Annotated in this window: 17 protein-coding genes; 16 read left to right on the top strand and 1 reads right to left on the bottom strand. The window is 31.9% G+C overall.

Annotated features, from left to right (window positions below; genetic code table 11):
* Positions 1-253 precede the first annotated feature (253 nt).
* A complete protein-coding gene (locus ACIQ4I_RS01400) occupies positions 254-718 on the top strand; it encodes an SAM-dependent methyltransferase (RefSeq protein WP_403092124.1) in 465 nt (154 codons plus the stop codon).
* Between the two features lie 10 nt (positions 719-728).
* Here the strand turns inward: ACIQ4I_RS01400 and ACIQ4I_RS01405 are convergent, their stop codons facing one another.
* Positions 729-1,274 carry a GNAT family N-acetyltransferase gene (locus ACIQ4I_RS01405; protein WP_403092126.1) on the bottom strand — a complete coding sequence of 182 codons (546 nt, stop codon included), beginning with the start codon at positions 1,272-1,274 and terminating at the stop codon, positions 729-731.
* Positions 1,275-1,459: 185 nt separating this feature from the next.
* Between ACIQ4I_RS01405 and ACIQ4I_RS01410 the strand changes: the two genes are divergently transcribed.
* The 15 genes from ACIQ4I_RS01410 (at position 1,460) to ACIQ4I_RS01480 (ending at position 14,716) form a co-directional block, all read left to right on the top strand.
* A complete protein-coding gene (locus tag ACIQ4I_RS01410) occupies positions 1,460-1,876 on the top strand; it encodes a GNAT family N-acetyltransferase (RefSeq protein ID WP_403092128.1) in 417 nt (138 codons plus the stop codon).
* Positions 1,877-1,945: 69 nt separating this feature from the next.
* The gene (locus tag ACIQ4I_RS01415) at positions 1,946-2,554 is read left to right on the top strand and encodes a dienelactone hydrolase family protein (RefSeq protein ID WP_403092130.1); all 609 of its coding nucleotides are present in this window, start codon (positions 1,946-1,948) and stop codon (positions 2,552-2,554) included.
* 132 nt (positions 2,555-2,686) lie between these two features.
* A complete protein-coding gene (locus ACIQ4I_RS01420) occupies positions 2,687-2,842 on the top strand; it encodes a hypothetical protein (RefSeq protein ID WP_403092132.1) in 156 nt (51 codons plus the stop codon).
* A 163-nt stretch (positions 2,843-3,005) separates the two neighbouring features.
* Positions 3,006-3,161: a hypothetical protein gene (locus tag ACIQ4I_RS01425; protein WP_403092134.1), complete on the top strand. Its 156-nt coding sequence runs from the start codon at positions 3,006-3,008 to the stop codon at positions 3,159-3,161.
* Between the two features lie 359 nt (positions 3,162-3,520).
* On the top strand, positions 3,521-4,693 hold the full coding sequence (locus ACIQ4I_RS01430) for a saccharopine dehydrogenase family protein (protein WP_403092136.1): 1,173 nt from the start codon (positions 3,521-3,523) through the stop codon (positions 4,691-4,693).
* 102 nt (positions 4,694-4,795) lie between these two features.
* On the top strand, positions 4,796-6,250 hold the full coding sequence (locus ACIQ4I_RS01435; RefSeq protein ID WP_403092138.1) for an aldehyde dehydrogenase family protein: 1,455 nt from the start codon (positions 4,796-4,798) through the stop codon (positions 6,248-6,250).
* Positions 6,251-6,350: 100 nt separating this feature from the next.
* On the top strand, positions 6,351-8,045 hold the full coding sequence (locus ACIQ4I_RS01440; protein WP_403092139.1) for a sigma-54 interaction domain-containing protein: 1,695 nt from the start codon (positions 6,351-6,353) through the stop codon (positions 8,043-8,045).
* A 122-nt stretch (positions 8,046-8,167) separates the two neighbouring features.
* Positions 8,168-9,451, top strand: a complete 1,284-nt coding sequence (locus ACIQ4I_RS01445) for an MFS transporter (protein WP_403092141.1) — start codon at positions 8,168-8,170, stop codon at positions 9,449-9,451.
* 549 nt (positions 9,452-10,000) lie between these two features.
* A complete protein-coding gene (locus tag ACIQ4I_RS01450; RefSeq protein ID WP_403092143.1) occupies positions 10,001-10,363 on the top strand; it encodes a cupin in 363 nt (120 codons plus the stop codon).
* Between the two features lie 102 nt (positions 10,364-10,465).
* Positions 10,466-10,675: a hypothetical protein gene (locus tag ACIQ4I_RS01455; protein WP_403092145.1), complete on the top strand. Its 210-nt coding sequence runs from the start codon at positions 10,466-10,468 to the stop codon at positions 10,673-10,675.
* Positions 10,676-10,684: 9 nt separating this feature from the next.
* Complete coding sequence (locus ACIQ4I_RS01460; RefSeq protein ID WP_403092147.1) at positions 10,685-10,846, top strand: hypothetical protein; 162 nt, start codon at positions 10,685-10,687, stop codon at positions 10,844-10,846.
* Between the two features lie 56 nt (positions 10,847-10,902).
* Complete coding sequence (locus ACIQ4I_RS01465; protein WP_403092149.1) at positions 10,903-11,739, top strand: alpha/beta fold hydrolase; 837 nt, start codon at positions 10,903-10,905, stop codon at positions 11,737-11,739.
* A 238-nt stretch (positions 11,740-11,977) separates the two neighbouring features.
* The gene (locus tag ACIQ4I_RS01470) at positions 11,978-12,517 is read left to right on the top strand and encodes a hypothetical protein (protein WP_403092151.1); all 540 of its coding nucleotides are present in this window, start codon (positions 11,978-11,980) and stop codon (positions 12,515-12,517) included.
* A gap of 179 nt (positions 12,518-12,696) precedes the next feature.
* A complete protein-coding gene (locus ACIQ4I_RS01475) occupies positions 12,697-14,163 on the top strand; it encodes a DUF2157 domain-containing protein (RefSeq protein WP_403093328.1) in 1,467 nt (488 codons plus the stop codon).
* A complete protein-coding gene (locus ACIQ4I_RS01480) occupies positions 14,141-14,716 on the top strand; it encodes a GDYXXLXY domain-containing protein (protein ID WP_403092153.1) in 576 nt (191 codons plus the stop codon). Before ACIQ4I_RS01475 ends, ACIQ4I_RS01480 begins: the two co-directional genes overlap by 23 nt.
* Positions 14,717-14,806: the final 90 nt, after the last annotated feature.

Raw genomic sequence — 14,806 nt, forward strand, 5'->3', positions numbered from 1 at the left:
GCTCGTTAATCCACGGACTTTTAACAATTTCAGTCCTAATTTATATTTTGTATAATATATTAAGTAGATACATGCTGGAAATTTGGAAATAACATCGTTATTTTAACTGGCGGAATTAAGGGACTAAATGTCATAAGAAAATCTTATGTAAATGATAAGTTTTATATTAATTTTATTAATATTGCTTCTATTTTAAGATAAATGTAAAGAGGCTGAGTTATGAAAGAAAATACAAAGTAAAGAGGGGACTACTTTGCAATTTATAATCAGTCCAATAGCTTTTGTTAATAATTCTAGAATTGATATTGAAGATGATCAGTGGGGATCAATCATATCAACAATTAAGCTTGACGAAAATATAAATATTGCAGCAATTAAAGGAATAAATGAGTTTTCTCACTTAGAAATCATTTTTTATTTCAACAAAGTTTCCGACGATAAAATTCAGTTTGAAGCTAGACATCCGAGAAATAATACAAAATATCCTGAAGTTGGAATATTTGCTCAAAGAGGAAAGAATAGACCGAATAAATTGGGCGTAACAATTGTGGAACTATTACAGGTTGAAGACAATCGAATCATAGTAAAAGGGTTAGATGCGATTGATGGAACACCAATTATTGATATTAAACCAGTAATGAAAGAATTTTTACCTAAGGGTGAAGTAAGTCAGCCAAATTGGTCTGTCTCCTTAATGGAAAGATATTGGGAGGAATGACATAGGAAGATCATTCGTTAAATCTTCCCATAATCACAGTATTATAGTATTTTTCATCTAAAAGGATTTTATCTTTTATCAAAATACCTTCTATTTCAAACCCTAATTTGGTATAAATTTTAATCGCTTTTTCGTTTGTTTCTAAAACGTTTAAGGTGATTTTTTTTATGTCATTGGAAACAGCCCAGCGAATGGATTCTTTTAGTAGATTCTTTCCAATACCGTTTCCCAAAAATTCTTTCAAAATGCACACGCCAAATTCAACTTTATGAGAGAATCTATGTAGATATGTTCCTTCACACCTTGAAAATCCTACGATGGTTTTCTGAACAACCGCGACTAAAAATAAGTTTCTTGTCATCTCAGTGTCTGTTTTGACAAGCTGTTCAAATCCCTGAATATCGATGAATGCCTCTCCTTTTTCTCTATCAAGATTTTCCGTTTCTCCGTCAATCTGTAATCTTAACTCAGACAAGACTTTTGCATCTTTTTCAACTGCAGATCTTATAGTGTAAGTTAAACCATTTGATGAAAATGCTTTATCATTTATAATCATTGAAATGCTCCGTTCATATTATGTTTATTTAGGTAATTAAGTGTCATAAATAATTTCTCTTTTATATCAAAAAAACCTTAAAGTATCTATTTTAATAACAAATTAAATGGTAATTAATGATAATATATATTAAAAATGGATAGTGTAAACGACCAGAAATTAGGATTAATTAGGGGGTGGAAGCTTTGATCACGATCAAATATGATTTAGATCAACAAGATTTGGCTATTTTAAAGGATATTTATCAATCTGTTGATTGGGTGAAACATGATGAATCAATAATTGAAAAAGTTTTTGATGCAAGTACTCATAAGGTATTTGTAATGGAAGATAAAAAAATTATTGGGTTTGCAAGAGCTCTTTCGGATGGTGTATTTAATGCTGCAATTTATGATGTTGTAGTACATAAAGACTTTCAAAATAGAGGTGTTGCAAGAATAGCTTTAGAAAATTTACTAAACCAATTAAAACATGTGTCTTGCATACAATTAATTGCAACAACTGGAAACGATACTTTTTATGAAAAATTTGGTTTTAAAAAGCTGAAAACAGGTATGGCAATCTATCAAAATAAGGATTTAGCAAATGAATATTTAGAATAAGATGAATAGTCGTTAGTTTATTTACTTAAATTCTTTGATTTAGTGGGAAATTAGTAAAAAAAGAGGTGCATGAACATTTTTGTAATAAAGCAAAATCAAAAGAAAGTAGTAGTATTATTACACGAGATTTATGGTATAAATGACCATATGAAGTATTATGCCAATTATTTTGCTGATTTTGGTTATGATGTAGTTTGTCCAAATCTAATTAAGTTGGAAAGTCCATTTAGTTATGAAGATGAACAACAAGCTTATCGTCATTTCACAGAAACTATTGCTTTTATATCCGCAGCATTGGAAAGCAAGCAATTGATTGAAGAATTAAGCTCTGAATATGAAGAAATACATATCATAGGCTTTAGTGTTGGTGCAACTATTGCTTGGTTATGTAGTGAGTTGAAAGAAGTTGATCGAATCGTTTGTTTTTATGGGTCTCGTATTCGAAATTATTTAGAAATAACACCAGCTTGCTCAGTTCTATGTATTTATGGTGAATCAGAAAAATCATTCGATGTTACATTACTTGTGAATCATCTACAAATGAAGCGGATTGAATCCCACATACTTACAGGTGCTCATGGATTTGCTGATCCATATTCGAAGGAGTTTAAAAAGGATACATATAATAAAGCAAAAGAAATAGTAAAGAGCTTCTTATTGAAAAAGATTGGGTATTAGGGGGATATGATGAGGCTATATGGAATTCCATATAAATCTATCCTTAATTGTTTAAAACAAAAAAGAGAAATGTTACTATTTTCTCTATAATAAAAAAATTCCATTTATGTGTGGTAAAGGTGGTGTTTATATATGGGAATTGGACCTTTTGCTTCGTTATTTATGTTAATCATTTACATTACACCAATTGCTTTTGTGATTTGGTTTATGGTAAATATGGTGAAATTACAGAAAGAGAATAATAGAATTTTACAGTCAATTGATGAAAAATTAAATCGAAAATGTTAAAAGGTAGAGGAGAATAGTAACATTCAAGGAGAAGAGTAGATTACACATTAACTTGAAAAGGGTTAGAACAGGTTGGGAAAATGGCTATACGTGTAAAAGTGGAATTTTCAATTGACATGATTTGGGCAAGTACACTGCATGAACTAGTAAGACGACTGAAATCTTGAGTGAGATATTTAGCTGCTCTGTTAAATACATAGACGAACTAAAAGTTCTTGATAATGGTGATATAGCTTGTAAACCAATTGATGTAGTAGAAGTTCAAATTAAGCTTTTACCACATGAAAGACGGGGAACATTTGGAGAAACAAAAATTTAATTTCGTATGAGTGAATGTGCCCGCAATTTGATTTGCGGGCACATTCATTTTCTAATACTACTGAAAAGTTCGTGTTTTCAATATTTCTTGAAGCTCAATAAATGCTTTAAATTTAAATAAGTGTTTAGGTGAATTATGTAATAAGCTAATTTAATTTAAAATATATTTTAATGAATAAAATTAATATAAATTAATTTTTTGAAATTTTGATGCAATATTGCCTTTTTTTGATGCATGATGCCATCATAGTAAGAATTAGTTGGATAATAATTGCCTATTTATAGGGTTTTAAAAGTTGGCACATATTTTGCAATATATTTAAATGAGCGTGCAAAACACGTGAAAGGAGGATTAGGATCTTGAAAGAAGTTATTGTATTAGGTGCAACTGGAACTATTGGTAATGTTATTGTCAGAGATTTAGTTGAAAGTGGAGTGGAAGTAATTGGAGCTGATATGGACCTCGGTAAACTCCATCAACTAAAAAATGAGTTAAATGCAAAAAATTTAGAAGTGCATTCCTTAGATATTAGAAACTATGAGAATACGGTAAATCTAATGAAACAAGCAAAGGTATGTGTAAATGCAACCAATTACATGTTTAACATTGATGTAATGAAAATGGCAGCTGCTGCAAAAGTAGATGTACTAGATTTGGGTGGACTCTATACCTTAACTAAAGAACAACTTAAACTTGATGAATTTATGAAAGAGGCAGGTGTTCTTTCAATTCCAGGTATGGGATCGGACCCTGGTATCTCCAATGTGTTAAGTAGATATGGAGTAGAATTATTAGACATTGCAGAAGAAATCCATATTCGTTATGGGTCTACAACTACTGGAGTAACTTTCCCTTTTGCTATTGATACTATTATAGATGAAGCTACTAAAAATGCAATGGTTGTTAAAAAAGGACATTTATATGAAATACCACCTTTAAGTGATGAAGAGGATACAATTTTTAATGAAAAAATTGGTGCTCAAAGAACATACTCTATTCTTCATTCTGAGTTAGCTACGCTGCCAATAAGCTTTCCACAAGTGAAAGAAATAACTTATAAAGATACTTGGGATCCGTCAACAATTGAAAAGATTAAAGTGTTTGAACAATTTGGAATGCTTAATGATACTCGTAGCAATAACTCTCTCTCTCCTAGACAAAAGTTGGTATCTTTGCTTAAAGAAACGATTTCTGAAAATCCTCAGTGGGGAACAGATGAACTAATGGTTGAAATAAAAGGAAGTAAAGCAGGAAAAAAAGCTTCTGTTAAATTTGAATTATTATGTGGCTGGCAAGAAAAGTGGAATATTAATGCGTTAGCGTATGTCACAAGTATGCCTGCATCAATCGTAGCTCAAATGTTATTAAATAATGAAATCGAAGGAAAAGGTGTAAAACCTCCTGAACAATGTATTGATCCAGTGAAGTTTGTTTCTTATTTAGCCCAAAAGAATATCACTTTAATCTCTACCTATTCAGAAAAAGAACAAATTAAACAAGAACAAATAAAAATAAAAAATACTATTAAGTAGTAATTTGTAAAAGAAATTAGTTTCGTAATGTTATAAAACTATCTTCTCTTTAATCAAAATGGTTTTTTATGAGTTTTAAAAACTAAAAAAGGGGTTGTTGTTATGCAAACTAAAATGGTGGTATTACGAAATTTTATTAATGGGGAATGGACAGAGTCAGATAGTGAAAACGTACGTGAAATAGTTTCACCGGTTACTGGTGAAATAATACATCGAGCTCCAGAGTCTACTAAAGAAGAAATTGACGCTACGGTTGCTGCAGCACGAAAGGCTCAATTATCATGGGAATCTTTAACTGCATGGGACCGTGGTCGCGTTTGTTACGCAATCGCTGATGCAATTGATCGAAATAAAGAAAAATTAAGCCGTGCTCTTACTCTGGAACAAGGTAAACCATATGAAGGTGAATCACTTCCAGATATAGAAGAATCAGCAGAACTATTTAGAATTGCTGCAGAAGATGCTAAACGTATGGAAACGTCAATTATCCCATCTCTAGATAAAAATAAAAGAATTTTCACATTCCGAAAAGCAAATGGTGTTTATGGAATCATTATTCCATGGAACTTCCCAACGCTTATGTTAGCAGAGTTTGTAGCTCCTGCAATTGCAGCAGGAAATACAATCGTACTTAAACCTTCGGAGTATACACCAGGCATTATTAGTCTGTTTACAGAAATAATGCACGAAGCGGACATCCCACCAGGAGTATTTAACTTGGTTTATGGTGACGGAAAAGTAGGCCAACAATTGATTGAACACCCAGAAGTTGATGCAATTGGATTTATCGGATCCCATACTGCTGCTGAAAAAATTGTCCGTGCAGCGGGCTTAAAACCATCGATTATTGAAGCAAGTGGTAATGGTCCAACAATTGTTTGTGAAGATGCTGATCTTGATGCTGCAGCAAAAGGAGCAGTTCATGGAGGGTTCTTTAATGGTGGCCAAGTTTGCTGTGCTACAGCAAGAGTTCTTGTTAATGAAAAAGTTCACGATGAGTTCGTAGAACGTGTAGTTGAAGAGGCAAAAAAATGGTCATTAGGAGATCCATTTAATGAGTCAACAAAAGTTGGGCCGATGAACAATGAAGCGGTAGCTTCAAAGATGGAATCTCATGTACAAGATGCTCTCGAAAAAGGTGCAGAAGTTCTTTTAGGAGGTAAAAGAGCAACAAATTATCCAACCAATCTTTATTTCGAACCTACAGTTATTGATAATGTTGGACTAGATACTTTAATCAATCAACATGAAACTTTTGGACCGATTGTACCAATCATTACTGTGAGTAGTGATGAAGAGGCTATCAGAATTGGTAATGACTCTTATTTAGGACTACAGTCTGCTGTGTATACAAAAAGCTCTGCACGTGCTTTTAAATATATGAATAATTTACGAACTGGGAATACGATTATCAATGAACATGGCGGTTATTGGGAGCCTCATGTACCATTTGGTGGAGCAGCCGGAACTCGCACAGGCTGGGGACGTATTGGTGGAAGATATACAATGTTAGATATGACACATCTTCGAACTGTTACTTGGGATTTCTCTTCTTAATGTATTTAATTGTATATATGGTTGCGACATATGTTCGCAACCATATATTAAATCGCTTCCTGAGTTAATACCAAATAATATCACATTAGGGGTAATAGGTATGGATATTAGAAAACATCATATACACAATGCTATTTGTATTCCATGGCCAACTACCATTGAAATAATCCTTCTCAAGGTATTAGAAGTAGATTGTCAATGGCTCATTTTGCAAGAAGATGAAAAGACTATAGGATATATAAACAGAACCACTCTGTATAAAAAAGTGAAGGAAGTCGGTTTCAAAAAAGTTCTATCGCTGTCTTTAGAAGAACTTATTACGAAACCCGTAGTTAATAATGAATATGAAATTTTACTAAAAAAGAATAAAGAGTCTATTTTAAAAAATAAATTTGAAAAAATAGAAAGTATCATTGATTGGCAAATTGATCAAAAAATAAGGGATCATATTGCTTCAGATAAATGGGTAATTAAAGAGTTGGAAGCTATTTTTTGTAACTTTTTCGAAAATATACTTATCACTGATGGATATGGAAATATCACATTTGCGACAGCTAAGGATGACCAACAATATCTAGGGAAAAATGTTTTTGATTTAGAAAGACAAAAAGAATTCTATCCCTCTGTTTCTGCAAAAGTACTTAATACGGGGAAAAGAGAACGAGGATTACAATATACAAAGACTGGGGAAGTTTTTACAATAGAATCGATTCCTATAAAGGATAGTAATGGGGAAATTGTTCGTGTTATATCTATTACTAAAGATTCTACCGAAATTAATGAGTTAACAGAAACACTAACCGAAGTTAAAAGTCTTTTGACTAGCTATCAGCAAGAAGTAATAAGAATTCAGCAAGAAAATTCAAATAAAAAATCTTTTGTTTACGAAAGTAAGAAAATGAAAGATATAGACAGTCTTGTTAAATCCATTGCACCGGTTGACACCACAGTACTCATTTTAGGTGAAACTGGGGTTGGAAAAGAAGTAATTGCTAATAGAATTCATAGTTTGAGTAACAGAAATGGAAAACCTTTTGTAGCAGTAAACTGTGGAGCTATACCTGAGAACTTGATAGAATCGGAGTTATTTGGTTTTGAAGATGGTTCATTTTCAGGTGCTAGAAAGGGAGGTAAAATAGGTTTTTTTGAATTGGCTAATAAAGGTACGATATTTTTAGATGAAATTGGTGAAATCCCCGTAAATCTTCAAGTAAAACTTTTGAGGGTTTTACAAGAAAAAAAGATAAAAAGAGTAGGGGGAGTAGAAGATATACCGATAGATATGCGTATTATTGCAGCTACAAATCAAAATCTTGAAAAAAAAGTAAAAGAAAAATCATTTCGAGAAGATTTATATTATCGACTCAATGTAGTTCCTATTAATATCCCTCCTCTTAGAGAAAGAAAAGAAGATATACAGGCTCTTGCATTTTACTATCTTCAATTTTTTAACGAAAAATATAATAAAAATATTGAAATTGATGAACTGATGTTAGAAAGATTAAAAAAATATTCATGGCCAGGGAATGTTCGTGAACTTCAAAATATAATTGAAAGATTTGTTATTACTAATCAAGATTTTTTCATTAATTTTAATCCCTCATCATTTTTATCAAATGATATGGTATTGAGTGATAATAGGAAGTTGCCAGGTTTAGTTGATTTTGTTGAAAAAGCTGAACAGCAAATATTACTAGAGGCAAAAGCAAAAGCAAAAAATACTAGGGAAATGGCTGAACTTTTGGGTGTTAATCAATCGACTATTGTTAGGAAACTAAAAAAGTATAATTTATAAGTTACTTGTTGATAGAAAGTTTAATAACCGATTATCCATATCTAATATTTAACTTAAATTATTTGAAAGTTTAATGTTTTCTAATAATTTGTTTTGTTAATTTTTTAGGAGGTGTTTCGCCTATGGAGAATATAAAAGTAAAAGGTCAATGGACAATGCTTTGGTTATCTTATTTAGCTTTAATAGGTTGTTTCCTTCCCTATATTGGGTACTCAACACAGATAACTAAAATAATGGAGGACACATCTATCAGTTATGCTCAAACAGGGATGTTGGCTTCAGTTACGGCATTAGTTGGAGGCTTAACATTACCTTTTGTGGGTGTATTGGTCGATAAGTGGGGTGCTCGAAACACAATTTTATGGGGACTATTGATTAGTTCTATAGGTCAAATTCTTTTTTCATATATGCCAGATTATTCTTTATTGGTATTGTCTCGAGCTCTGATCGGTTTGGGCGTTGGTTTATTGTTTGTAGGACCTTACACAATGGCTGCCCAATGGTTTGAAAAGTCTAATGGTGTTGGTTCTGCCATGGGGGTAATGTTTTCATCTGATGGGGTGGGAACGGTTTTTGCTCTTTATTTATTTTCGTATGTTCTTACTGCCATAGGATGGAGACATGGATCTGCTCTTGGAGGTATTTTCTTAGTAGCCGTATTAATAATAGCCTTCATATTTTTAAAGAATCCACCACATATCACGGATCGCCAAAACTCATCGAAAGAATTGGGAGAAAAATTTTCTTTAAAAGACTATTTGAAAGTTATTGGTAATCGAAACGTAATCGTTGCGTCCGCCTTTTTCATCGGTGAATGGGGTTTATATGCAGTTATTGCCTATTGGGTACCAACTATTTTAATAGAAGATGCAGGCTGGTCAGAGGGACTTGCTGGATTTTTGACATCCCTATATGTCCTAGTTGGGGTCATTCCTTCCATTATTTTTGGATTAGTCTCCGATAAGATGGGGAAAAGAAAGCCGTTTATCTTACTCGCGGGCTTATGGATGACGCTAACATTAATTGTTCTCACACTTGCTTTAGCAAATGGTAATTATGGTCTAGTTGCCTTTATGATGCCACTTGTTGGTATTGGGGTTTATACGGGAATGCCAGTAGCATTAGCTTCAGCAATAGATTCTGTAGGAACTAAGGCTGTTGCGACCGCAAATGGATTCATTCTAGGAATAGGATTTGTGGTAGGGGGATTTTTATATCCATATATAATAGGATATATAAAAGACATTACGGGTGCTTACACAGTAGGATTTATAGGAATCATCGTTGCTACCTTTATTCTAAATTTCCTTGCTTCATTATTAGGAAAAGATTCAAAAAAAGATTCGAATTATAGTGAAGAGATCAAAACAAGTGATGAGGATGCACCAGTCCGTATTTATCAATAAATAGATTTAATAGTCCACTGTTACCTATTGATGCGTTCGTTGTAGCGCTAAGTAAATACGTAATGATCGTCGAAACCTTACATTTTCGTGCTCTTTCGAAATAGTTGAACTAAGTTAAAATGGGTTGAAGCTTAGTTTAAGAAGGTAAGCTTTGAATGAGTGTAAGTATCGGATTATTTGTTCAAGAGAGATTCCTCATTTAGTAAAATGTTGTTCTGGTGACTACTATTTTACATGAGAATCTCTCTTTTTCATGCAGTTTTATTGGTTCAAATCAGAAAATCTCAAATAATTATCCCTGACAGCTAAAGATGCATTTTATTGTTTTTATGTAGTGGGATAGCAAAAAGATTAAAAGGCAAGAGTATAATCAATAAAATATAATAAATTAATCTAACTCTGTACCTCCTACTTTCAAATTCGATGATTTCTTTATTACAATAATTAACTATAATGTTATATATGTATTTACTTCCATTATGTGTATAATGTAATAAGTATTTCTATTTGAATGGATTGTGAAAAGGTTAAATCTACGGGGGGGAACTAATGGAATTTTATAAATTTACAACCGAGAGTGGCCATCATATTACAGAATTTAATTCAAACTTTTATATGAAGCAGATAATGATGATTGATGAAGAAGCTAAAATTGGCTTAATTCAGTTAAATGAAAATGGAGTGATTGGTTATCATCAAGCTGTAACTCCTCAATTGTTACTAATTATTCAAGGTGTGGGGCTTGTTCGTAGTTATTCTGAGAAGTTTTGTTCACTTCAACCAGGTGAAGCAGTTTTTTGGACACAAGATGAATGGCATGAAACAAAAACAGAGAAAGGGCTTATTGGTCTAATAATAGAAAGTAAAATAATTACGTCGGAACAAATCCTACTGGAGAAAATTCGTAAATAATTAGCTAGGTTTGGATGTATTATATTAAATTTTTAAGTGCTTATTTACAACACGTTTTAATAATAAATTAGGTTACTAAATAAATATGATGGAGGAAGAACTGTGATTAAAACATTAAAATGGCAACTTATTTTATCTATACTTGTTTCTTTCGCTTTTATTTACAATATTTCTTCGAATATTGAGTTCCTTAAAGGGGATAAATTTGCACAAAAAGCATTTTTCTTCGTGATGATTCTGAGTATCTATAATTCTGGTATGTTAACACAAAAATTTATTCAATCCAGGGAAAAGAAATTTCGTGAAAATTGAGGTGTAAAAGTGAAAGAAGATTTTTATATTGGATGGGGAACGTTGGCACTTATTAATGCCGGAATTGCCCAAGGTAAGAATAGAACAGGATTTAATTGGTTTTTCTTATCTTTATTTTTAGGCCCATTAGCAACATTTATTTTACTTTTTGTGGAAAAAAGAGAAAAATAATTCTAAAGATGAATTTTTAATAATAAAGAATTCATACAGATTAAGGGGAATAATCAATGAAATGGATTAGACAATATGTTTCAACTGAAAGAGGTGTTTTTGAAATTTTCATTTCAGGGGATGGTTCGCCTGTTTGTATAACTCATAATTATTCTGAATTCAATGAAACTGGGGATGCTTTTGCAGAAACGTTTACTGATAATCACAAAGTAATTCTTGTTAATCTACGAGAAACTGGTAATTCAGCAAAAGCAACTGAACCATATCAACTGAGTATAATCGAGGCTGTGTTGGACTTAGATGAAATAAGAAAAGAATTAGGATATAATAAATGGTCTTTTGCAGGTCACTCAACTGGTGGCATGATTGGAGTTTTATATGGTATACATTTTTCAAACTCATTAAAATCTTTAATACTTGTGGGAACTTCTGCAAGAGAATATACTTTGTCTTCAAAAGATTGTATATATAATGCAAAGCATCCAAAAAATCAAAGAATGATTGAATTGATCTCTCTCTTGAAATCAGGGACATTAACTGAAATTGAAAAAGAAAAATTAACCGAGGAAAGAACAAAATTTTCATTATATAATCCTAATAAATATAATGAGTACTTTTCTTTTAATATAAAAAAAGAAATGTCAACTAAACGATTAGATTTTTTCAATAGGGAATTAAGCATTTTCGATGTGACAAGACAGCTAGATAGAATAACTACAAATACACTAATTATTTGTGGACGGTACGATGTTCAATGTCCTATTCAATATTCAATTGAAATGAGTAAATTAATTCCAAATAACAAATTAGTAATATTTGAAGAAAGCAATCATTATCCGTTTCTAGAAGAAAAGGAGAAATTTAAAGATAGCATATTATGCATAGTATCATAATTTTTAGTATTTAAGCATATAATACTGTTTTTCTTTACAATACATATACGCCATACAAATGATTGAGAGTATCATTGTTCGGAAAAATAGGTCATACCTATGTATAAACTACATAAAATATCATTGTTGAACACTTCTATTAAGATATGAATAAGGAATTCAAAAGTATCTTCAAAGGATAAAAACACTAGAAAAATAGTTCATTATAAAATAACGGATAAGTTAGGGGGAGGGCTTTTTGAATTTTGTCGCTTGGATGATTGTCGCATCTGAAATTCTGTTTTGGATTGTTATTGTATTAGGATTGGTGACGCGATATGTGCTAAAGCTAAATACGTTAGGATTATTCTTATTAGCTTTAACTCCTGTAATTGATTTAATTTTATTAATTACAACGAGTATTGATTTATTTCGTGGGGCAACTGCAACACATGCTCATGCGATTGCTGCCATTTATATAGGTGTTTCTATCGCCTTTGGAAAAAGCATGGTTGACTGGGCTGATAAGAAATTTCTTTATTACGTAAAAAAAGAAGGTGTAAAACCAATTCCATTAGTCGGAATGGATTATGCATTGCATTATTTAAAAGGTTATGGTAAACACGTACTATCATATCTAATTGGTGCAGGTCTTTTAGGAGGAATGATCTTTTTGATAAATGATCCCTCCCGAACGGAAGCATTATTTGGTGTGTTAAAAATATGGACACTTGTGTTAGGTATCGACCTTGTTTTCACGATTTCTTACTTTATTTGGCCTAAAAAGGAGAAAGTCTAATTACATGCGAAAGAAAATTGTTTTGACAACAGATTGGTTACCGAAATATTGGTTTTAAGCTTACTTTAAGAGAATTTTATAAAAGACAATGGCATTAAAAACTATAAAAGGTTTTTATCTTAGAAAATTAAAGTTAGCTATTAAAAAAACAGCTATTGGAGGTGCAACATTTGAAAAGGATGATTCAACGGTCCTTTTATAATTTTTTATCTGAAGAGTTAAAGTTTTTAGAGTCAGAAGGAAAACTTCAACAAGGTCAAGCCAACGAATTGATGCAATTGTATGACTATCCGAACCATCTTCAATCCCAAACAAAGGGTAATATTAATGTTATTCAAGTTTTACTGACAATTGGTTCAATTCTTATTGGCTTGGGTATCCTTACGTTTGTTGCCAGTAATTGGTCGCAATTAACAAGTACCACGAAGTATATCATTTTATTAGTAACCTTAATCAGCTTCTTCATTGTAGGTAAGTTGCTAGAAGAGAAGAAACCTTCCCTTTCAAGAACATCTTACTACATTGGTGTTTTCGCTTTTGGTGGAGAACTATTCTATATTGGTCAGTTATTTCACTTAGGGATTCACGCATCAGATATGTTCCTAGCATGGGGGATAGGTATCTTTCCACTAGCGTATTACTTGAAGGATAAGTATGTAAAAATATCCAGTTTAGCTTTCGTTTATATTTTTGTAGAAATGAAATTTATTTCGATCGACAGCCCATATCCATACGGGGCAATTATCGTAATACCACTACTGTTCATAATCGGACATTTTATGTTAAAGGAATATCACTCCATATTGAAATGGGTGAATTTATTCTTTGTTTATCAATATATCCAATTCCATTTCTATTATATTCCTATAGGGGAAAATAATATCCCGTGGATATTCTTAATTAGTATTCCAATATTATATTTCATAGGACATCGATTCTATAATAAATCAATCCCACTATTTGTCATTAATACTGCAGTTGTCATTCAAGCTATTACTTCCATATATTCCGAAGACTCAAATATCAGCAATACATTGGAAATAGCATTTGGTTTAATAACTTTCCTTGTCGTTATTCCAACACTTTATTATTTAACACACTATTACTATGATAAATCCATCATCTTATTCACAACGAACACTTTAACTTTATTAATAGCTTTTATCACCATTTACACTTATTATACCCAATTAAATAATACAGTATTACCTGTAGCAATATTGTTTATTACAGGTATGATTTTATTCTACCTACCTTTCAAAGAGTATGAACCATCTTCAAAAATAATGGGTACATTCATACACTTCAGCACAGCTTTAACTTTAACCTTTCCAGATTTATGGGAATCCAGTTACCCTAGTCTATGTTACCCTAGTCTATCAGATTCATCAATTCCTGCAATCATTTGTCTAGTATTTGGAGTAGCATACTGTATCTATGCATTAACACTGGTAGCTAAAAACAACCTACTGGGGGTAGCTATTATATGTATCTTTGTATTCAGATTCTATGTTGACTTGTCACTTCAATTTATGAGTAAATCAATAGCTTTCATATTAGGGGGCATTCTCCTAATCGCGCTGGGTTATTGGTTTGAACGTACACGTAAAGGAGGAAAGAAGAATGAGCAAGCTGTCAAGAAATAAGCAATTCTTCCTCTCTCTTCTAGTTCCTGTAATCATATTAATTGCAATGACAGTAAAACCTCTTTTAACTGTCTTAACAGGTGAAACAATTTATTTACAAACTACACCTGTTGACCCATCCGATCTAGCTTATGGAGACTATGTAGACTTAGAGTTTGAAATCGAAACCGTACCTCTGGATCTATTAGATAATGGGTTAAAGAAACAACTAGGCGATGATAAGGACTATTTCAATTTTGATAGTGACAAATCTGTCTACATTACTATAAAGCAAAACAAGAATACAAATATCTATGAAGTATTGAAAGTAACGGAAACCAAGCCTAGATCAGGGATATTTATCAAAGGTAAATTAGCATACTATATTGATCAAGCATGGGATAACAATAGTTCAACCAAAGAGGCTCATATTAATATTCCCATAGAACGATACTATGTAGAAGATAACACAGGTACACACTTAGAAAAACTATCCCAAAAAGGTAAATTAAGAGCAGAAATCAAAGTAAGAGATGGATACGCTGTATTAAGAGGTATCACAGTTATTGACTAATAAGTTGAGAGTGTGATTTTCATAAAAGATCGAAAAAATGATCAGTTTCATAGTAGAACAAGCGACCAACCCTTATATTCTAGGGAATTC

The organism is Rummeliibacillus sp. NPDC094406 (genome assembly GCF_044763875.1).
GTDB lineage: Bacteria > Bacillota > Bacilli > Bacillales_A > Planococcaceae > Rummeliibacillus.